The following is a 19,698-nucleotide window of genomic DNA, read 5'->3' on the forward strand; positions in this document are numbered from 1 at the left end:
TCTGTTAGGGGCGATGCTTCTCAGGACGTGGGTGATCCCCTCACTCAACGGCCTGTGGCGCTGACTTTTCTATTTGCTAACTAGGCCAATACATGTGGCTAACTAGCCAATACATGGCGGAGAGATTTTTCGATCTCCCCGCCGCAATAAGCATTTCCATAATCTTGGAAACTTTTTTGATTTAACGCGGCCAAGCGTGCGGTATCTCCAACTCGTTTGGAAAGTGACCATATCGTCGGCGAGGTGTCTTCGATTATACGCCTGATGACAGAAAATCGGTCAGCGACAGTTATCCATAGGATGGAGGTAACGATATCAGCAACACCGGGATTTTCAGTGCCAAGCATAAACCCTGATCCTGCCGAAAGACCATTTCGGGTTCCACTATCCTCGAAAATAGTGATCCACCTCTGTAAACGGGGGACAAAATTAGTCCATTTTTCGATCGTCCACATTTCTCGCCCGCCGTCGAGGGTGAGCTCATCAAGGACGTCATTGGCATCGTTTACGATTTTCGCAGTCAGGGCTCGACCTTCTGGGGTGGTGGGGAGGAGATCAAGGCGCTCTCCAAGATACATCGCTGTGGCCGGCATCTGAGAAATTGCAAAGCCACTATCTCGGTCAATGAGAACTGGCGGTCCCATAAACCCAATCGGCTGCTTGTCGACGTCACGGCCCATGATTTCTTCAATGGTGTTGGCATCATGTTCATCCCAGGAGCATTCTCCATGGGCCAGAATGCCTCTGACGAATTGTCCTCGGAAAGGAACCGGCCAGTAGTAAAGATCAAAATTTGCCATGCTTTACTTCCAATTGGCGCGCCGTGCGATTATCTGAAAACCGAATGAGCACTTGTCATTCAAGAAGCCACTCGCTGTATCTAGTTGGGTTCACGGATCGGACAGCGATTAAATGACTGGCGAAACTCTGCGGAACGTTGGTACGTGGCTTTTCGGGCCCGGTTGATGTTACCCAGCGGTTGGTGAGCGGCAAGCCCTGTCCATACGCTGAAGCGCATCATTTCGTCGACTTCCTGGACGCTTTCTGCACGCCACGTGTCTTGAGGGTCGGCCGCGACCGTCGCGACAGTGACGAAAGGTGTGTCACTTTCGCTCCATTCCACTGTTGGATCTTCTATGGGTTGTTTACTCACGTCGCGACAGAGCTGCACCTGGAACTCCCATTCGGCCCGAATGCTGAGCATCTCGGCCTGAACAGTGTTCCGGATTGCATCGTCACCGGTACTCGTGTCGACTTCCCGGCCGGAAAGTTCAACGAGACCAGCTGAGATAGGCTTCAATCGGAACTTCGCGACAAAATCACCATATCGGAATGGCGTGACACTGAAGTAAGTTTCGCCAAGTGGATCAACGTTGGGCGCGCCTCCTAGTGACTGGATCGCGGGGCTGGAAATACCTATGGCTTCCATACCTTTATTGACTGTTTGCAAGACGCTGGAAAGGACCTCCTTTGTCCCTTCCAGCCTGTCGGTCGTCTTCACGAGCAGTTTGAGATTACCGAGAAACTTCTCTGCATTTACCGCTTGAAAGACCGGGCCGTTGACCATCACGAAGTCTTGGCTTGTACCATCTGCGTCAGGCAGGCGCTTGCCACGCACGCCCACAACCTTCATCGCCAACCCCCGCGGTAAAGCAATGGTGTCGGGGAGGATGTCGCCGGCGTTCGTAGAAAGCCGCATATGGACGCCGTAGGTGCCAGGTTGGGAAAACAGACCTTGCGCCAACTCATTGCTCAAATCCGAGTGAACAGTCATCTTCGCGCTGAGAATGCCGTGAGATTTTGCGTGAACAGACCGGACAGCATGACCATAGTCGTTTGCTGTCTTATCCATTATCGCGTCAAAAGCATCTTTCAGACCGTCGATTGTTTCCGTTTCATTTGCTCTGAAGGTTTCGAGTTCTGGAGAAAAGGGCACAGGTGGAGAAAGTGTCATTTGGATCAACCCTCAACTAAGAATATTGGTATCCGATCCCGAACTCCGGATTGACCGCTTTGTTCGGCACTAGGTTGCGCAGCATTCAAGATATTGTCTTATGAGGGAATGCTGCAGTCTGCTCTTGTGAGAGATACCGGTCACACCAACCCGATCGCTGATCTGTTGACAGTGCGACGCTCTCCATAGTCACGCTCATGTGCCGTTTCGCGACGCTTGAACTGATTGCTTGGTACAATTTGCTGCTTGTCGAAGCGGATCAGACCGTCGGGGAATGTGCCAGTATCTTGTTCGTCAGGGGATGTGGGCTGGTTAAAGATCATAATGATGTTTCCTCCAAAACACTTCAGTCAGTTTTGAGACTGATCTTCGGGGCTAAATTGTTTTGCGTATTGGATTGTTCCATCGCCAAGCGTGATGGACCTTAGCTTTCAGCCGCTCTCGGCCGAAGAGGTGCTTCTTAGCCATTGAAATGTCTTAAGCGCAGCCTGCGCTTCATGGAACTTTCGGGACCGCAACTGCTTTTGTCCAGGGTCATGAAACTCAGCGCCAGCGGCACTTCTTTGGCGCGCCCGTTTAGGGAGTGGTAATATTGCAAACGAAAACCGAAGTTTCTTTCCAGGTCAACGAAAACGTCGTTCATCTCACATTGGATAATCGAACGACACTGCTCGACGCATTGCGCGAACATTTACACCTGACTGGGACAAAAAAAGGCTGTGATCATGGCCAATGCGGCGCTTGTACAGTGATCGTAGGAGGGCGTCGCATCAACGCCTGCCTGACGCTGGCGGTGATGCATGAGGATGATAAAATCACCACGATCGAAGGATTGGGAGCCCTTGGCAACCTTCATCCGATGCAGGCGGCATTCATCAAGCATGACGGTTTCCAGTGTGGTTACTGTACGCCCGGACAAATCTGTTCGTCGGTGGCGGTGCTGGAAGAAATGAGGTCAAATATACCCAGCCACGTCACCAAATGCCTGACAGATCCGGTCGTTATAGGATCGGAGGAAATCCGGGAACGTATGAGTGGCAATATCTGTCGGTGCGGAGCCTACTCAAACATTCTTGACGCGATCAACGAAGTCGCAGAGGTGCCAGCATGAGAGCGTTTTCGTATGAACGAGTTTCATCTGCGCAGGCTGCTGCGGCTGCGGTGTCAAATAATCCGGATGCAAAATTTATCGCCGGCGGTACCAATCTCTTGGATCTGATGAAGCTGGAAATCGAAACCCCAAGCCACCTCGTTGATGTAAACGGTCTCGGTCTCGACAAAGTGGAAAAGACCTCGGACGGTGGCCTTCGAATTGGGGCGCTCGTGCGCAATACGGATCTTGCTGCCGATGACACCGTCCGGCGCGACTACGGCGTGTTGTCTCGAGCCCTTTTGTCCGGTGCCTCTGGCCAGTTGCGCAACAAGGCCACCACCGCGGGCAATCTTATGCAGCGCACACGCTGCCCGTATTTTTACGACCCTGCCCAAGCCTGCAACAAACGTAGTCCCGGAAGTGGCTGTTCGGCAATTGGCGGCTTTAGTCGCCAGCTTGGTGTTGTGGGTGTTAGTGAGGCTTGTATTGCGACGCATCCAAGCGACATGGCAGTTGCCATGCGGGCTCTGGATGCCGTGGTTGAAACCGTGAAGCCTGATGGCCAGAAACGCTCAATTCCAATAGCCGATTTCCATCGGCTGCCAGGAGACAAACCCCACATCGACACCACACTGGCCAGAGATGAGTTGATTACCGGCGTTGTGTTGCCGCCACCAGTCGGTGGTCGCCAGATTTACCGCAAGGTTCGTGATCGCGCCTCTTACGCCTTTGCCCTGGTCTCGGTCGCTGCGATTATCCAACCCGATGGAAAAGGTGCAATCGCCGTTGGGGGCGTAGCGCACAAACCATGGCGGGACGAAGCCGCCGACGAGGAGATTTCAAAGGGATCGCGTGACGTGAACGCCATACTCATGGCGGGTGCCCATCCCACAGATCAGAACCAATTCAAGATCGAGCTGGTCCAACGAACAATTGCGGCCGTTCTGGCTGAGGCAAGGGGATAAGTCATGCAATTTGACAAGCCAGCAACAATCAACCCAATCGATCAGCTCAAAGTGGTTGGACGACCTGTCCACCGGGTTGATGGCGAGCTGAAAACCAGTGGGCGCGCAGTTTATGCCTACGAGTGGTCAGATCCAGACCTGCGTTACGCCTATGGTTATCCTGTCGGCTCGACCATCGCCAAAGGCCATGTCATCTCTATAGACACAGCGGCCGCCCAAGCCGCTCCCGGCGTTCTGGGCATCATCACCACCCTCGATAATCCGGAGCTAAACAAGGGCAAACTCAATACGGCAAAGCTGTTTGGTGGCACTGAAGTTCAGCACTATCACCAAGCTATTGCCGTGGTAGTTGCCAATACGTTTGAGGAAGCGCGCGCCGCCGCAGCTCTGCTCGATGTTGAATATGCAACCGAAAAAGGGCGATTTGATCTCCGGTCGGAAATGGCAAATGCGACCGCACCTGATCCGTCAACCGAGCCTGAATCGTCGTCAGGGGATTTCGAAGCAACCTTCGCAACAGCACCAGTCACGCTAGAGGCCGAGTACGCCACTCCTGATCAATCTCACGCAATGATGGAGCCGCATGCATCTATCGCTCAGTGGAACGGCGATGAGCTTACCGTTTGGACTTCAAGTCAAATGATCGATTGGTGGCGATCTGACCTGGCGATCACGCTTGGAGTAGACAAAGAAAAAATTCACCTGAAGTCGCCGTTCATCGGCGGAGGTTTTGGGGGCAAGCTGTTTCTCAGGGTAGATTGTGTTCTCGCCTGCCTTGCAGCAAAAGCAGTGGGGCGCCCGGTCAAAGTTGCCCTTCCACGCCCTATGATCGCAAACAACACCACCCACAGGCCAGCAACAATTCAGCGAATTCGCATCGGCGCCGAAAACAGCGGGAAGATCACGGCAATCGCACATGAGAGCTGGTCAGGCGATCTGCCAGGCGGTGGACCGGAAACAGCGGTCATGCAAACACGCCTTCTTTATGCAGGCGAAAACCGGATGACTGCGACGAAACTGGCGACGCTTGATCTTCCTGAGGGCAATGCAATGCGTGCACCTGGCGAGGCTCCGGGATTGATGGCGCTCGAGATTGCAATGGATGAGATGGCTGAGAAGCTTAACATGGATCCGATAGAGTTTCGTATTTTAAACGACACACTCGTGGACCCCGAAAATCCCAGACGGCCATTTTCCCATCGTGACCTCGTCGGCTGCCTCAGACGAGGTGCCCAAGAATTTGGATGGGAAAAGCGCATGCTACCTGCTCAACGGCGCGAAGGTACTTGGATGATCGGGCAGGGAGTAGCGGCGGCATTTCGCAACAATCTCGTCATGCCTTCCGGCGCTCGGGTGATGCTCGATAAAACCGGAATGATCACCGTCGAAACCGATATGACCGATATTGGAACTGGCAGTTATACCATCATTGCCCAGACCGCAGCAGAGATGCTTGGCGTTGATGTTACACGTGTCGACGTGCGGCTGGGGGATTCCCGCTTTCCAGTGTCGGCAGGGTCAGGTGGACAATTTGGTGCCAACTCTGCAACGTCTGGCGTTTACGCTGCCTGTGTAAAGTTGCGAGAGGCGGTCGCGAGCAAACTCGGTTTCAACTCCTCTGAGGTTGTTTTCGAAAACGGACAGGTGAGAAGTGGCAACCGTATGGTAGCTCTGGCAGATGCTGCGGGAGCTGAGGGGCTGGTTGGCGAAGACACGATTGAATGGGGGAAGTTGACCGAAACGCACCAGCAATCGACTTTCGGGAGTCACTTCGTTGAAGTTGGCGTGGATATCGCAACCGGCGAAACGCGGATCCGGCGCATGCTCGCGGTTTGTGCAGCGGGCCGTATCTTGAACCCGATCACGGCTCGAAGCCAAGTCATTGGCGCAATGACAATGGGGGCCGGAGCGGCCTTGTCGGAGGAACTGGCTGTCGATACCCGCCACGGTTTCTTCGTCAATCATGACCTCGCTGGTTACGAGGTGCCTGTCCATGCAGACATTCCACACCAGGACGTTATTTTCATGGATGAAACGGATCCGTATTCATCACCCATGAAAGCGAAAGGCATAGGAGAGCTTGGCCTGTGTGGTGTGTCAGCCGCAATCGCTAACGCTATCTATAACGCTACCGCCATCAGAGTTCGGCAGTACCCCATCACGCTGGATAAGCTGATAAGCAAGCTGCCCGAAGTCGGATGATTGGACTCAAGGAGTGGACCGAACAAGCGTCAAGTGTCGGAGGCAACATGTTGTGTGATGTCACATCAACGACGAGAGTTATACCTGTTCGAGCTCGTGCTGGAGATGATCCTGCAGAGATTCTGCAGTTCGCTGTGGACGCAATGCGGTGTGGCGGGGCGGCGCTTGCCACTCTTGTTGAAATCAGGGGAGGTGCCGCTCGCGCACTTGGTGCGCACGTTGTGGTCGCGGCCGACGGCAGATATTGCGGTTATGTCTCAGGGGGCTGCGTTGAAACCGCTGTTGCTGCAGAAGCTTTGGAAGCCATTGCTGAGGGTGTTGACCGCATCGTCAAATTTGGTGAAGGCTCGCCGTTTTTCGACATCGCTCTGCCCTGCGGTGGAGGCATAACGGTGGCGATCCATGTGCTGCGCACGATTGACCCTATCTCTGGAATACTTGCGGCAATTTCCGAACGTCAGTCGGTCGGACTTGTCCTGGACACTGAGGCCCAGCAGCTTACGCTCTCTGACAGAATACCTGCCAGATGCGGATGGCGAGGAGGCGAGTTTCTGACGGTTTATCGCCCGCAGACGCGTCTGGTCGTTTCAGGCCAGACCGCGGAGGTGGAGGTGGTCTGCCGCCTTGCTGAAGCTGCGGGTTATCAAGTCGTTTGCGGTGATCAGGGAGTACCATTGAATATTGATCCGTTTACTGCGGTTGTTCTACTGCATCATGATCTCGATCGGGAAACGCGCGTTCTGGATCGGGCGCTCTCATCGCCGGCGTTTTACATCGGGGCGCTCGGCAGTACGCGTACCCATCGCCTTCGTGTAGAAAGGTTACGGTGCACTGGCGTACCCGCAGAGAGTTTCAACCGGATCAAAGCACCTATCGGTATATTTGGGCCGACACGTGATGCCGTTTCGCTGGCCATTTCGATCCTGGCCGACGTCGCCGCAGCCCGGCTTGAGGCATTTGCATGACGTCGATGAGACCAGATGGTATCAATGTCGCAGGACTACTTCTCGCTGCGGGACAATCAAGTCGGGTCGCAGGAGGCTTTCATAAATTGCTATCTGAGTTTGATGGCATACCCCTTGTTCGGCGGTCTGCATCAACATTATTGGAGAGCAAACTGTCGCCTGTTGTTGCCGTTACCGGGCATCGGGGACATGAGGTAGAAGCGGCCCTTCGTGGACTCCCTGTCATCACCTTGAACAACCCCGATTTTGCGAAAGGCCTCGGAACATCGATCGCCAGCGGATTTCGGTATCAGGGTTTGTCCGACTGTGGCGGTGTCCTCATTATGCTGGCGGATATGCCCATCATAGAGGCCAAGCACATCGATCAGTTGCTGCTAGCATTCACGTCGACTGACGGGCAAGTTGTTGTGCGAGGAGCCAATGGCAGTATCCCCGGCCACCCGGTCATCATTCCAATGACATTGTTTGGGGCCATGCAAACGCTGGGGGACGAAGATGGGGGTAAAATGGCGATCAAAAGGAGTGGGTTGGATACCAGGCTGGTCGATATCGGATCCGCTGCAACGTGTGACGTAGATACCGCTCAAGCTATCGCCTCGACTGGCGGACTGCTACGTATGTAGCAGCCCTGTCAGTCGCTCCATTTTTGAAGGGCTACTGTAAGAACCTGACGGCTTTCATTCGCTGCTTGCCTTAGTGTCGTCAACGATCTCTGTGTCTGGCCGGTCGCCACCCGATGCATGTTCGGTCTTCCAGCTACCGTCGGCGAGTTGGAATGAAATTTCTGCATCGCTGCCTTCAAGCTGCTGTCGCTCCGCCGCAGATCTGGCAGCGGCCAGCGCATTATCGTGAGTTGGAAATGTTTCAGACCAGACATCGCCATACCGGTATGCGTAACCGCCGTCATGCTCGTCGACGTGATAGGTAACAAGTGCCATTCAATACGCTCCTTTGCAATATTCCCCACTTATAATGCTCGCGCTAATGCTGTGGTTCCTGTTAAGCGATAAAGTACGACAAGAAGGGCTGCGCTGGTTGTGGCGAAGCTAATGACGGGCCCGTTCTCTCCGACCAGATTCTGTCGTTCTAGCGCCAGTATTCCAGCACCCCACCGTTCGAACCAAACACAGGGTCTATATCGGGAATTGGCAGTGTTGAAATTGTCGTTTGCATTGCCTGCGTAGGGGCGGCCGTTTGAATATCCGCGTACTGGTCCTTCGGATAAGCCCCAACAATCTCGAAGTCGGGTGATGCTCCCAAATTCTGATGACCGGTACCTGCTGGCAGAATGAGACAGTCACCTTTCACGACATTGAAGACGTGACCACCAACACCACCAATCAACAGCTCTGCGTCACCGCTGGCCACACCAAGCACTTCATGAGCGCCAGAATGATAATGCTGGAAATCAAATACGCCGTCTCGCCATATTCCCGTCCAGCCGTTGGCGGCGAAGGCCGTTTCGAAGTCCGACCAGTCTAACTCCTGCAACGCGGCTCGATAAAGTAAAACCGGGAGGTTTGGATTGTTCGGGACCCAGGCGCTTGATTGAAAAATTACGTGTTCAACGTTCATATGGCCCCGTTTGAGATAAAGTCGGCCGGAATTTTCACATTGTCAGCCGCCGGCTTGCTTCGGAAGCAGACATAACCCTCGGAAGATGTTTGCAGTTCCGTCACAAGATCGAAATGCGCCCTCGCAGGTCGGTAGTTGGTCATACTTGCTGTGAGATCCAAGTAGAGCGAAGATTGCTCCCGCGATAATCGATCGATGTCATTGGCTGAGTAGCGCGCCGCCCAACCGGAACGGAGCAGAGACAACCGCACCCACTCCATTCAGGACAAGCGAGCCGGTTCCGGCCACGGGATTGGCAATTCTTTCATTCCGCAGTTGCGGGTAAGCTGCCGCCAGTGCTGCGAACCGGTCGTGGTTACTCCCATTGGCAGATGGAAGGCTTGAAATATCAATGATCTGAAGGTTTTCCCGTACGGCAAGAGCGCGAGTTCGTGGGTCATTTACATCAAGAGCCCCAGCGTTGAATTCCGAGCCTGCGAGCCTGCGTGACAAATTAAGTGCGAGATCGTCCTTGGCCGCCAGAATGACGATCGGGTTTTTCAGGCGACCGGTCATGGCAAGTTGTTTGCTCAAAAGATCGACATCGATGTCTGGCGCCGCCAATACAATTTGATCGATCTTACTGAGGCCATCCTTTCGTCCTGTCAGGCTTAGTTGCCTGACCGCCTCAACGGCAAGCCAGGCTCCCATGCTATGGGCCAGCACGATGCTGCGAACATCTGCTCTGCCAAGATCGGTCAGTACGGATGCGAGATCATCTCGCGCAAATGCAGCAGAATCTCTGTCGGCGAGGTACCCGGTCGCGGATCCCTGCGACGGCCAGTCAAACAAAATCGGAACATCTGCGGCGGAAGAATCAGCGGCCATCTGCGCAAGCCGGAACAGAGCCTCCTGATAGCTGTAGTTATAGCCGTGCACAAATATTCCGGTTGGAGTTGCCTTGGCGCGTTCTTTCGCACGCGAGATGAACTCGGTCTTCGTAAGATTCCGGTGCGAGACGACTGCGAAAGATGTGCGGGGATCAGGCTTGGCGGTAGGCCATTCGATGTTCGGCGCCTTGTGGCCCGGCGGGATGGACACCGTCACTTCCAGATAGCGGAGCCGATCCGACCTGCCGGAGGTAAAAGACTGGAAGTCATCTTTGGCGGGAACGCGATTTGAAGCCACGAGGATCGATACGGTCTTCGCATCAGGGAGTGGTGCCACGAGGGCGAGGGTGGCTGGCCCAGGACGCGCGCATGCACTGAGGAAGAGAACGCAGAACAGGACCACGATACGGAGCACGAAAAAACCTCTGACTGAAACTGCCTGATATCTATCTCGAATTTTTGAAAAAAGAACCCCTCGTTGGGATCGGCAAAAATACGGTGCTCACCGTAACGTGACATAAAAAAGGTACTGATGAGTTTATATTGTCGGGAACAATATTTATCCATCGATAGTTAGGGACTTGGAAATCAGGAGAACGAGATGCTTTTCAAGAAGACTTTGATCGCAGCATTGTCCGCTGTCACCGTGATGACATCTGTCATTCCCGCATCCGCGGTACCAATGACTGTGATGAAGCCGGTAATCTCAGACCATAAGGACGTGGAGACTGTTCAGTACCGTCGCGACCATCGTAATTTTCGGCGAGACCACCGAGATTTCCGACGCCATGATCGTCATGATCGTAGAGGCTGGTATGGTGGTCACCGCGGACACCGCGAGTATCGCCACGGCTATCGTCGTCATTCCGATGGCTGGTGGTATCCGCTGGCCGCCTTCGGAGCAGGTGCGGTGATCGGTGGTGCAATCAGTAACTCGCGGCCATCAACTTCTGGTGTAAACCCACGTCATTATCAGTGGTGCTCTGCGCGCTACCGCACATATCGCGCCTACGATAACACATACGTACCGCGAGTTGGCGTCCGTGCAACGTGCCAGTCGCCCTATTATTGATTACGTTGATTACCAGTAGTCGTGATTATGACCTCGGTCTGTAAGGGCCGGGGTTTTCAAGGGTCGCCATAGCCGCAGCCTCGTAAGAAAAATTCTACAGATGATCGGGCACTCGCGAGCACCTCATCGGTGACGTCTGTGTCGCCTGCAATGACGCGACGCGTCAGTGGCCAATAGAGGAGAGATGAAAACTGCTCAGCAAGGAAGCTGTGGTCCCCCTCAATTCCACCTTCGGCGAGTAAAATCATGATCCGCCTCTGAGCGGGTTTACGCCCTGCCTCCTCGACGATCCGCACCAACTCTGGAAACATGTCGGCTTCCCGATGCACGAGAAAGTACAGTGCCCTTACATCCTCCTGCAAAAAGCCTTCAACCGATTTTTCAGCCATGTTCATCAGCCGTTCTCGCAGCGTCGTTCCAGATAGAACATACGGATCTGCAATAGCCTGTTTTTCTCCGATGAAGCGTCGGACCACGGCATCAAACAATTCAGCCTTGGTCGCGAATTTCGAGTACACAGTTCTTTTTGAACTCTTCGCGAGCGCTGCCACCTGGTCTATGCTTGTGCGCTCATAACCATTCTGGAAAAATAATGTCTGGGCTGCGGTAACGATGTCCTGAACCACCGCCATCTCACTACCTTTGACAGGTCGACCACGAGGTCGGCAAGAAAGAGCACTCTTTATGTGCGTTTTTGCGATGGCTTTTGTCGAAATCATATCTGCCGCCCCTTTTTCTCCAACTTGGCGGGAGACATCAATGATAGCAATATTATCCGTCTATGATGAGTAAATTCGTCACGAGGTTGGTGTGCCCGGTTCGTATCCAAGGCGGAGATTACAGATATCCAACGTGCTCGCCATCCGGAACATCGTCATCCCAATTACCAGTTCCAATTCGAGGGCTTTCGCCTGACAACAGTTTATCGTCGTTGGAGTTGTCGCCGTCGGCTGAATTCTGACTGGCGTCATTTTCTTCACTGGGTGAGCGATCATCACCAGTGTCTGCCAGCACGGAACGCTTGTGCAGATTTTCATTTATTGTCGACTGGCGTTTGGCAAACCAAGTGTTGTCCGGCTCTGACGTGATCGACATGCTCTCGCCGACCCGTGTTGCGGTTGATCGCTCTGTGCCTCGTGTGGCCTCGACTTTCTCAATCATCCTCACCTCACCAGTCAAGAATTCGTTCGGGTTGTTTACCAGCAGACAATGTCGGGCGCTCACTGACGGGTGAACGCCCGATATTTTGTCATCGATCACGGTTGAGGATTTGATCCTGCCGCAGTCCGTCAATGTCCTGAGACTGACGCATCTCCCTCTTGGCCGTGTCGTTAGCTTCGTCTACCGAAAGCTGATGGCCAGTCGGTAGGATATCGTCTCTAAGATCGTCCGGGATCTCCGAAATATCGACATCATAAGACCTGACCCGCCCCGAGCGGGGCTCTGCTGTGCGCGTAAGCCGCCCGACGCCAGCATTGCCTGATGGATCTCCGGCAAAAATATCATCTGTCGCGCCTGCGGCTTGTTGACGTCGGTCCGCGTCAGCGACAGTGGAAACCGGGTCCGTTTGCACTTGTCTGAATTCCGAGATTGCCTTGTCGGTATCCCAGCCCTCACGCCGCCAGAGATCGGCCCGGTCATCGATGTCGATCGTGCCGTCATCATCGAGGATGTCATGGGCGGTGTCGTATCTTTCGCGATCGACATCGACTGAAACAAGGAAACCGCCTCGTTTCAATCCTTCAGCATAAGTCGCCCGGTCATCGTCCGGAAAAAACCAGTCCTCCAGCTTGGCCCAAAAGCCACTTTGATCGAGCGTCGTTGCCGCGCCTTCGCTGGCTTCATATCCGGGCAGTAGCCGGACTTCATCAATTCCAGCCGCCTTCAGTCGCTTTACGGCACTGTCGGCATCGGCGCGATTATCGAATAGGGCGGTCAGGTTGCTCGTGGTCGCTGCGTCTCCCAATCGAGGCGCATCGTTGTTATAGCTGATACTCATGGGGGCATTCCTCCTGTTGTGAACAACAAACCGGATGCGAGGCATTCTGTTCCGTCGGATACAGTCGTTCTTTGAGGAATGGGGTGGTGCCAACACATCCTCCCACTTCCACTCACGTTCGACTTTCTATAGTTGAGCTTTTGGTCGCGATGATCAATTCACTTCGCTGTTGGCGAAATTCCGCTTAGGATGGAAACCAGTGCGGAGGACGGTTGCGATGGCACGTAAGGACTTTGATCCCGATACAGTCAGACAAGATGGTCGGCCAGCGGCTAAAGCTACGCTTTTCAGTCTCGAAACAGATGGTCCATGGCGTGGCTCGCTGCCTGGAGAAATGCTGGGCTCACCGGTTACCGTTTTGGCCTATGGTAACGACACGCCGGGTGAAGGTCCGCGCCTTCACGTTCACCCCTATGATGAAACCTTCGTCATTGTCGCCGGTCGAGCCCGCTTTTTTGTCGGAGATCAGGTCATCGAGGCCGAAGCCGGGCAGGCAGTTCTGGGACCAGCAGGCTTACCGCATCGTTTTATCAATCTTGGGCCTGGTCGACTTCAGACGATCGACATTCACCATTCGCCGCGCTGGATTCAGACAGACCTGGAGTGAGAACCGCTGTCGCGTTTGCATCGCGGGAACCATTTTCGCCTGATGTGGTTATGCCAACCGTGAACCGGCTGTCTTTCGGTTCATCGCAGGCTGATCAGCTTCGCGTGTCTTCATCTCTTTCTTGTTGGATCTACGCGAGGTCGATCGATGCCGAAAAACAATGCCCGCATAACGGCGGGAGACTACACATCCTTAGGGGCAACGCTCAATGATGACGGCGTGAATTTCGCAATTTTCAGCGCCCATGCTGAACGGGTCGAGCTTTGCCTTTTCAGTGAGGATGGAAAAAGTGAAATCGAACGCATTGAGCTTCCAGAATACACCAACGAGGTCTGGCACGGTTTTGTCCCCGCTTTAAAGGCGGGCACCCTTTATGGATACCGCGTCCATGGCCCCTATGAGCCCGCAAAGGGTCACCGTTTCAACGCCAACAAACTGCTCGTTGACCCCTATGCACGCGAAATTGTTGGCGACATTGAGTGGGGCCAACCGCATTTTGGTTATGGTCTCGACAGTGAAGACAAGGATCTGTCATTCGATGAAACGGACAGCGCGCCCGTTATGCCGAAGGCGCGGATCATCGATCCCAGGGACTATGATTGGGCGGGCGATATCACGCCCGGAATATCATGGTCCAAGACCATATTTTATGAGACACATGTCAAAGGGTTCACGCAGCTCTTCTCTGAATTGCCGGAGGAGGTGAGAGGCACTTTCGAGGGCCTCGGTCACCGACAGATCGTGGATTATTTCAAAAGTCTTGGCATCAGCTCCGTCGAGTTGCTGCCCATCCACTGGTTTCCAGATGATGCGCACCTGCTCGACAATGGGCTTAAAAACTTCTGGGGCTACAACACGCTTGGATTTTTTGCCGCCGCACCCCGCTATTACGGGCCGCGCGGCCTTGCGGGCTTCCGTGATATGGTACGTGCCTTCCATGACGGCGGGATCGAGGTGATCCTCGATGTCGTTTACAACCACACAGCCGAGGGTAACGAGCTTGGGCCGACGCTTTCATTCAAAGGCATCGACAACTTTTCCTATTATCGCACGATGCCCGATGAGGCGCGGTATTACATCAATGATACCGGGACCGGGAACACGGTAAACACCTCGCATCCGCGCGTCTTGCAGCTGATTACGGACTCGCTGCGTTATTGGGCGCAGGAGATGCATGTCGACGGTTTCCGCTTCGATCTTGGGACGGTTCTGGGACGTGAACCTGAGGGTTTTGATCAACGCGGCGGATTTTTCGATGCGGTCGGGCAGGACCCGGTGCTTTCTCGCCTGAAACTGGTCGGAGAGCCGTGGGATATTGGCCCAGGGGGCTACCAAGTCGGTGGTTTTCCACCGGGATGGGCAGAATGGAATGACAAATACCGGGACACTGTGCGCGAATACTGGAAAAATGAAGATGGCACTGCCCCGGAATTCGCGTCGCGACTTTTGGGTTCAGCCGATATTTATGACCAGCGCGGCCGGCGTCCGTGGTCCAGTGTGAATTTCGTGACGGCCCATGATGGTTTTACGCTGCACGACCTCGTTTCGTATAATGACAAGCACAATGACGCCAACGGCGAAGACAACAAGGACGGCCACGACCATAACCGCAGCTTCAACTACGGCGCGGAAGGCCCTACCGATAATCAGGATATCATTGCGGTACGCGAAAGACAGAAGCGCAATTTCCTCCTGACGCTCCTTTTCTCTCACGGCACGCCCATGCTCCTGGCAGGCGACGAGTTCGGCCGCAGCCAGATGGGTAACAACAACGGATATTGCCAGGATAACGAATTGAGCTGGGTGCATTGGGACAACCTTCCTGAAAGCACGCATGGCTTGCGCGAGTTCACCAGGGAGGTCATTTCGCTGCGGCAAAATCACTCCATCCTCCGGCGCGACAGCTGGCACGACGGAACAGTCGTGACGTGGTATAATCCCGATGGAAGTGAGCGTGGTGGCGAACAATGGGCAGATGCGAGAAGCAGGACCATGGCGCTGCGTCTATCGCGAGATGACAGTGACGAAGAGGGCTGGAAAGACGTTCTGATATTGTTCAATCCTCATGATGCCGCTGTGCCCTTCGTTCTTCCTCAAGCGAACGGGAAATGGACGGCGGTGCTGACCACGACCGATCCAGATGTCAAGGAGCAGCAGCTAGACGCCAATGAGTATGTGGTGGCCGATCGCAGTGTTGTTTTGTTGCGATCAGACTGAGGCGTGAAATATGTAGGGGATCACATGCTTGCTTGAGGCAAACCGGGCGAGGTTAAGGTCGATGTCACACCAACAGTTTTTTGCCAGACATGCTGCTGATGTCGCGAGAGACCTTGTTGGTGCGACTTTCACCGTCGACAAGGTTGGCGGCGTCATCGTCGAGACAGAAGCCTATACAGCCGATGACGAGGCCTCTCACAGCTTCAGGGGTAAAACGCCAGGCAACAGCGTGATGTTTGGCAAGCCGGGGGATATTTATGTCTATCGTTCCTATGGCCTTCATTGGTGTCTCAATTTCGTTTGCCTACCTGCAAGTGCCGTCCTGATCCGGGCAATTGCACCCGAGCACGGACTGGCCCAGATGTATGCGCGCAGGAAAATGCATAATGATACACTACTGTGTGCAGGGCCGGGCAGACTGTGCCAGGCACTGGACATCACCGGAAAGTTCAATGGCCTGTCGCTCGAGTTGCCAATTTTTTCGCTGACGATCCCTGTGTCGCACTCGCCGCTGCAATGCGGACCTCGGATAGGAATTTCAAAGGCCAAAGATGTGCCCTGGCGGTTTGGACTGAGCGGATCCAACTATCTCAGCAAGTCTTTCCCGCCATGCACGGTTTGAACTTGCAAAGCTCGCTCCGCTCGGCATCGATGCCTTAGGCCGTCATATCCACCCGAGTGGCAAATTGTGGGGGTGCTAGAGGCCGATCAAAACACGTCATTTCGCTGACGAAGATGAATTTCCGCTTGCTCGCACAGATAAATGAACGACGATAGCTTGGTATCCCGCCCATCAAGGTCACGTTATGGCGATGCAGCCACCGAGGTGAAGTACTGTATTCGCAAAGCTGACAGCGGTGAAATCACAGGGATCGCGCGAAAGGGAGAGTTTTAGCTCTATCACTAGGGTAAACCAATAGGTTTTATTGGAATTGCCAGAGATGTCACTGCCCGGAAACTCCGAAAACAACTGGAGAAACTCGCGCCCCCTTGAGGCAATTGGTGTTGAAACATTTGACTTTGATCGCCGGCATCAAATGCTGCGGGGACGGCGGATGTCGTAAATTGTTCGGCTGCCGCCAACGGAAACGATTTCATTCGAAACCTTCGTCAAGGGGTTGCATCCAGATGATAGTGTGACACGTGATGCAAGCCCCAGGATATGTATCAACTTGGTGATGTAATCTTACCCTTCCATGATGGGTCGAGTGCGAAGCCGGACAGGTGGGGCGCTCGTCTGCCGTTTCGTTGGCCATCGCGAGAAACCGGAAAAACCGCGATGTTCACCATCCCTGTCGCGTCCGGTTGACACGGTTCGCGCTCTCTAGGGTAACTGAAGGGGCCGTGGTTGGTTCCCGGCGGCCCTTCAATACAAGAGGCTTGGTACGCTAGGCGACATTATTCGGAATGTTCGCCAAGTTCTCCTCTGACAACCACGATAACAGGATGATCCTCCAGTCAAACAAAAAAAGTCGGAACAATGTCAGTCCTGCGACGTTCGCAAAAAGATACAACTGGAGGTGGATGATGTCGGAAGTGACAGGAACGGTTCGAGACGCGCGTAATGGATCTTGGTGGCCAGTCGCCGTCGCAATTGTCCTGATACTTTTCGGTGTCCCGATATTTGCGGGTGGCATATGGCTTATAACACTCGGCGGGTCCTGGTATTACGTGCCGGCTGGACTGGGATTGCTGGCGACCGCCTATTTCTTGATACGCCGGGACAAAGCGGCATTTTGGGTCTATCTCGTCACATTTGCTGCGACGGTCATTTGGGCTTTGTGGGAAGCCGGTTTTAACGGGTGGGCACAAGTTCCGAGGCTCGTTGCGCCGACTGTTGTTCTTCTTCTTGTCGTGTCTGCATTTCCGATGTTACGGGGCCCAACCAGGCTGCGAACCGCATTGACTTCGATAGGCATCGGTTTTTTCCTTCTGGGAGGTGCAATAGTCCTGAGGGACGTCGGCGCTCCTCCGTCACTTGCGCAAGATGTCTCCCCCTCACAGCCGCAGCCCGACAACTCTGAACCAAGCGACGCGCAAGGTGTTCAACCACCTTCTTCCGCTGTTCAGCCATCCGCCACACAGGCAAACTATGAAGTGTTGGAAGCCGGATCTGACTGGCCCGCCTATGGCGGGACGCATGAAGCAAAGCGCTATTCGCCCCTTGATCAGATAACACCTGACAATGTTGGAAAGCTTGAGAAAATATGGGAGTTCCGGACCGGCGACCTGCCCGAGGGAAATGAAGCTTTCGGTAATCAGAACACGCCGGTAAAAGTTGGTAGTCGGTTGTTCGTATGTTCAGCGCTGAACAAGGTAACAGCACTTGATGCTGCAACGGGAACAGAGTTCTGGACCTACGATCCCGAAGTGTCCACGGACGCAATTGGATACAACGCCACTTGCCGTGGTCTTGCGTATTACAAGAACCCGGCAGCTGAAACAGACGAACTGTGTGCTGCTCGTGTAGTTGTTCAAACCCTTGATGCGCGCTTGATTTCCCTCGACACGGAAACCGGTCAACTTTGCTCCGGCTTTGGTAAGGAGGGCATCGTCAACCTGATGGATGGCATCGGCGACTCTGCGCCAGGCTTTTATTCGCCCACATCACCACCAACCCTTGTTCGAAACATCCTGGTTGTCGGCAGCCAGGTCAGTGACGGACAAACACGGGAAGCCCCCTCAGGCGTTATCCGTGGCTACAATGCAGTGACGGGCGAACTTGCATGGGCCTGGGATATGGGAAAGCCCGGGCAGACCGGAGCTCCGCCAGAGGGTGAAATCTACACGCCGGGAACACCCAACGTGTGGACCATAGCCTCTGGCGATGACCAATTGGGACTGGTTTACCTTCCCATGGGTAACTCAGCTGTCGACTATTGGGGTGGTGATCGCTCCGACGAAGAAAACACCTACTCGACTGCCATCGTTGCCTTGAACGTCGAGACAGGGCAGGTCGCATGGCATTATCAGACCGTGCACTACGACGTATGGGACTATGACTTGGGTGGACAGGGAAGTCTGGTCGATTTCCCTACACCGAATGGACCGGTACCAGCCATCATGATGCCGTCGAAACAGGCACAGTTCTACATTCTCAATCGGGCGACTGGTGAACCTCTCGTTAATATCGAGGAGCGAGCTGCACCGACCGGTGGTGTGGAGCCGGAGCGTTTGTCGCCCACCCAGCCGTTTGTCACCGATTTTCCGAACCTACTCAAACCACAGCTGACTGAAGCCGATATGTGGGGTGCAACACCACTTGATCAGCTTTGGTGCCGGATACAGTTCCGCCAGGCTGCCTATGATGGCGTCTACACCCCGCCGACGGTCAACAGGCCTTGGATACAGTTTCCCGGTTACAACGGCGGCTCGGATTGGGGCGGCGTTGCCGTGGATCCGGTCAACAACATTATGATCGCCAATTACAACAATATGCCCAATTACAATCAGCTGGTTCCGCGAGAGGAAGTTGATGCCATGGGTGTGTTGCCGATTACCGATCCCAACTACAATCCTGACGCCGGCTCCGGTTCGCACGGCAGCATCAATCCGCAAGCCCTTACGCCCTATGGAATTCGTGTGAATGCAGGTTGGCGGGTGCCGTTGACAGGTCTTCTTTGCAAACAGCCCCCCTATGGCGGTTTGACAGCGATCGACCTCAACACCCGAAAAGTTCTGTGGGATCGTCCATTCGGTTCCGCTCGAAAGAATGGGCCATTTGGTATCCCTTCGATGTTGCCAGTGGATATCGGAACACCAAATAATGGGGGTGGGGTTGTCACTGCATCAGGATTGTTTTTCATCGCTGCCGCGACGGATGACATACTGCGTGCCGTGGATATCCGCACGGGTAAAGAGGTTTGGCAGGAAAAGCTCCCGGCTGGTGGCCAGGCAACGCCGATGATCTACGAAGCCAACGGCCGACAAATAGTGGTTATCAACGCGGGTGGTCACGATTTCATGGAAACCCCGATAGGGGACTATTTCATAGCCTACGCATTACCTGCCGCAAGTAACTAGCGAAGTCCTGCAGCCATTTAAACCTGAAAGATTGGATGGGCTGCAAAAGCAGCTTAAACGCGGTCTAAAGTCGCATATCGGAATATACAGCCATCGTAGAACTTGCGATCGTGCCCGGTCTGTCAGGTTTTTCGGTGAGACAAAAAGAAATGGCGAA

At 54.1% G+C, this 19,698-nt stretch carries 19 protein-coding genes; 10 read left to right on the forward strand and 9 right to left on the reverse strand.

The features are described from left to right. Positions 1–98: 98 nt before the first annotated feature. The 3 genes from M2418_RS22455 to M2418_RS22465 form a co-directional block, all read right to left on the reverse strand. On the reverse strand, positions 99–800 hold the full coding sequence (locus M2418_RS22455) for a glutathione S-transferase (RefSeq protein ID WP_259149219.1): 702 nt from the start codon (positions 798–800) through the stop codon (positions 99–101). 80 nt (positions 801–880) lie between these two features. Continuing rightward, positions 881–1,954, reverse strand: a complete 1,074-nt coding sequence (locus tag M2418_RS22460) for a catalase family protein (protein WP_259149220.1) — start codon at positions 1,952–1,954, stop codon at positions 881–883. A gap of 140 nt (positions 1,955–2,094) precedes the next feature. Continuing rightward, a complete protein-coding gene (locus tag M2418_RS22465; RefSeq protein ID WP_192490222.1) occupies positions 2,095–2,277 on the reverse strand; it encodes a hypothetical protein in 183 nt (60 codons plus the stop codon). Between the two features lie 269 nt (positions 2,278–2,546). Between M2418_RS22465 and paoA the strand changes: the two genes are divergently transcribed. From paoA to M2418_RS22490, 5 genes are read left to right on the forward strand one after another with little or no spacing between them, the layout of a single operon-like run. Further along, a complete protein-coding gene (paoA, locus tag M2418_RS22470) occupies positions 2,547–3,065 on the forward strand; it encodes an aldehyde dehydrogenase iron-sulfur subunit PaoA (protein WP_259149223.1) in 519 nt (172 codons plus the stop codon). Then, positions 3,062–4,012 carry a xanthine dehydrogenase family protein subunit M gene (locus M2418_RS22475; protein WP_259149225.1) on the forward strand — a complete coding sequence of 317 codons (951 nt, stop codon included), beginning with the start codon at positions 3,062–3,064 and terminating at the stop codon, positions 4,010–4,012. The genes paoA and M2418_RS22475 overlap by 4 nt, the downstream gene beginning before the upstream one ends. 3 nt (positions 4,013–4,015) lie before the next feature. Next, positions 4,016–6,214 carry an aldehyde oxidoreductase molybdenum-binding subunit PaoC gene (gene paoC / locus M2418_RS22480; RefSeq protein ID WP_259149226.1) on the forward strand — a complete coding sequence of 733 codons (2,199 nt, stop codon included), beginning with the start codon at positions 4,016–4,018 and terminating at the stop codon, positions 6,212–6,214. A gap of 47 nt (positions 6,215–6,261) precedes the next feature. Then, entirely contained in the window at positions 6,262–7,179 is a 918-nt protein-coding gene (locus tag M2418_RS22485) for an XdhC family protein (RefSeq protein WP_250985769.1), read from the forward strand. Next, positions 7,176–7,802, forward strand: a complete 627-nt coding sequence (locus tag M2418_RS22490; RefSeq protein ID WP_250985770.1) for an NTP transferase domain-containing protein — start codon at positions 7,176–7,178, stop codon at positions 7,800–7,802. Before M2418_RS22485 ends, M2418_RS22490 begins: the two co-directional genes overlap by 4 nt. Before the next feature lie 54 nt (positions 7,803–7,856). Here the strand turns inward: M2418_RS22490 and M2418_RS22495 are convergent, their stop codons facing one another. The 3 genes from M2418_RS22495 to M2418_RS22505 all read right to left on the reverse strand — a co-directional run bounded on the left by M2418_RS22495 (position 7,857) and on the right by M2418_RS22505 (position 10,038). Continuing rightward, positions 7,857–8,117, reverse strand: coding sequence for a DUF2188 domain-containing protein (locus tag M2418_RS22495; protein WP_250985771.1), 261 nt, complete (start codon positions 8,115–8,117; stop codon positions 7,857–7,859). A gap of 148 nt (positions 8,118–8,265) precedes the next feature. Beyond that, complete coding sequence (locus M2418_RS22500; protein ID WP_250985772.1) at positions 8,266–8,754, reverse strand: cupin; 489 nt, start codon at positions 8,752–8,754, stop codon at positions 8,266–8,268. A gap of 198 nt (positions 8,755–8,952) precedes the next feature. Further along, the gene (locus M2418_RS22505; protein WP_250985773.1) at positions 8,953–10,038 is read right to left on the reverse strand and encodes an alpha/beta hydrolase; all 1,086 of its coding nucleotides are present in this window, start codon (positions 10,036–10,038) and stop codon (positions 8,953–8,955) included. A gap of 186 nt (positions 10,039–10,224) precedes the next feature. Here M2418_RS22505 and M2418_RS22510 point away from each other — a divergent pair, with 186 nt between their 5' ends. Then, a complete protein-coding gene (locus M2418_RS22510) occupies positions 10,225–10,695 on the forward strand; it encodes a BA14K family protein (RefSeq protein ID WP_250985774.1) in 471 nt (156 codons plus the stop codon). A 56-nt stretch (positions 10,696–10,751) separates the two neighbouring features. Here M2418_RS22510 and M2418_RS22515 read toward each other — a convergent pair whose 3' ends face one another. The 3 genes from M2418_RS22515 to M2418_RS22525 all read right to left on the reverse strand — a co-directional run bounded on the left by M2418_RS22515 (position 10,752) and on the right by M2418_RS22525 (position 12,694). After that, positions 10,752–11,414, reverse strand: coding sequence for a TetR/AcrR family transcriptional regulator (locus M2418_RS22515; protein WP_250985775.1), 663 nt, complete (start codon positions 11,412–11,414; stop codon positions 10,752–10,754). 118 nt (positions 11,415–11,532) lie between these two features. Further along, positions 11,533–11,955: a hypothetical protein gene (locus tag M2418_RS22520; protein ID WP_259149233.1), complete on the reverse strand. Its 423-nt coding sequence runs from the start codon at positions 11,953–11,955 to the stop codon at positions 11,533–11,535. Next, complete coding sequence (locus M2418_RS22525; RefSeq protein ID WP_259149235.1) at positions 11,945–12,694, reverse strand: hypothetical protein; 750 nt, start codon at positions 12,692–12,694, stop codon at positions 11,945–11,947. The genes M2418_RS22520 and M2418_RS22525 overlap by 11 nt, the downstream gene beginning before the upstream one ends. A gap of 217 nt (positions 12,695–12,911) precedes the next feature. On the opposite strand from M2418_RS22525, the gene M2418_RS22530 reads away from it, so the two are divergent. The 4 genes from M2418_RS22530 to M2418_RS22545 all read left to right on the forward strand — a co-directional run bounded on the left by M2418_RS22530 (position 12,912) and on the right by M2418_RS22545 (position 19,541). Further along, positions 12,912–13,301, forward strand: a complete 390-nt coding sequence (locus tag M2418_RS22530) for a cupin domain-containing protein (protein ID WP_250985778.1) — start codon at positions 12,912–12,914, stop codon at positions 13,299–13,301. Between the two features lie 147 nt (positions 13,302–13,448). After that, positions 13,449–15,518 (forward strand): glycogen debranching protein GlgX, encoded by a 2,070-nt coding sequence (gene glgX / locus M2418_RS22535; protein ID WP_259149236.1) that lies wholly within the window; start codon positions 13,449–13,451, stop codon positions 15,516–15,518. A gap of 61 nt (positions 15,519–15,579) precedes the next feature. After that, entirely contained in the window at positions 15,580–16,140 is a 561-nt protein-coding gene (locus M2418_RS22540) for a DNA-3-methyladenine glycosylase (protein WP_250985780.1), read from the forward strand. Between the two features lie 905 nt (positions 16,141–17,045). Continuing rightward, on the forward strand, positions 17,046–19,541 hold the full coding sequence (locus M2418_RS22545) for a membrane-bound PQQ-dependent dehydrogenase, glucose/quinate/shikimate family (protein WP_259149238.1): 2,496 nt from the start codon (positions 17,046–17,048) through the stop codon (positions 19,539–19,541). Positions 19,542–19,698 lie beyond the last annotated feature (157 nt).

This window comes from Rhizobium sp. BIGb0125 (assembly GCF_024810055.1).
Classification (GTDB): domain Bacteria; phylum Pseudomonadota; class Alphaproteobacteria; order Rhizobiales; family Rhizobiaceae; genus Agrobacterium.

Coding starts and splice junctions, on each gene's coding strand:
- M2418_RS22475 (WP_259149225.1), top strand. CDS start 3,062: ATGAGAGCGTTTTCGTATGAACGAGTTTCATCTGCGCAGGCTGCTGCG.
- M2418_RS22545 (WP_259149238.1), top strand. CDS start 17,046: ATGTCGGAAGTGACAGGAACGGTTCGAGACGCGCGTAATGGATCTTGG.
- M2418_RS22495 (WP_250985771.1), bottom strand. CDS start 8,117: ATGGCACTTGTTACCTATCACGTCGACGAGCATGACGGCGGTTACGCA.
- paoC (WP_259149226.1), top strand. CDS start 4,016: ATGCAATTTGACAAGCCAGCAACAATCAACCCAATCGATCAGCTCAAA.
- M2418_RS22455 (WP_259149219.1), bottom strand. CDS start 800: ATGGCAAATTTTGATCTTTACTACTGGCCGGTTCCTTTCCGAGGACAA.
- M2418_RS22525 (WP_259149235.1), bottom strand. CDS start 12,694: ATGAGTATCAGCTATAACAACGATGCGCCTCGATTGGGAGACGCAGCG.
- M2418_RS22515 (WP_250985775.1), bottom strand. CDS start 11,414: ATGATTTCGACAAAAGCCATCGCAAAAACGCACATAAAGAGTGCTCTT.
- M2418_RS22510 (WP_250985774.1), top strand. CDS start 10,225: ATGCTTTTCAAGAAGACTTTGATCGCAGCATTGTCCGCTGTCACCGTG.
- M2418_RS22530 (WP_250985778.1), top strand. CDS start 12,912: ATGGCACGTAAGGACTTTGATCCCGATACAGTCAGACAAGATGGTCGG.
- M2418_RS22465 (WP_192490222.1), bottom strand. CDS start 2,277: ATGATCTTTAACCAGCCCACATCCCCTGACGAACAAGATACTGGCACA.
- M2418_RS22485 (WP_250985769.1), top strand. CDS start 6,262: ATGTTGTGTGATGTCACATCAACGACGAGAGTTATACCTGTTCGAGCT.
- M2418_RS22460 (WP_259149220.1), bottom strand. CDS start 1,954: ATGACACTTTCTCCACCTGTGCCCTTTTCTCCAGAACTCGAAACCTTC.
- M2418_RS22500 (WP_250985772.1), bottom strand. CDS start 8,754: ATGAACGTTGAACACGTAATTTTTCAATCAAGCGCCTGGGTCCCGAAC.
- M2418_RS22540 (WP_250985780.1), top strand. CDS start 15,580: ATGTCACACCAACAGTTTTTTGCCAGACATGCTGCTGATGTCGCGAGA.
- glgX (WP_259149236.1), top strand. CDS start 13,449: ATGCCGAAAAACAATGCCCGCATAACGGCGGGAGACTACACATCCTTA.
- M2418_RS22490 (WP_250985770.1), top strand. CDS start 7,176: ATGACGTCGATGAGACCAGATGGTATCAATGTCGCAGGACTACTTCTC.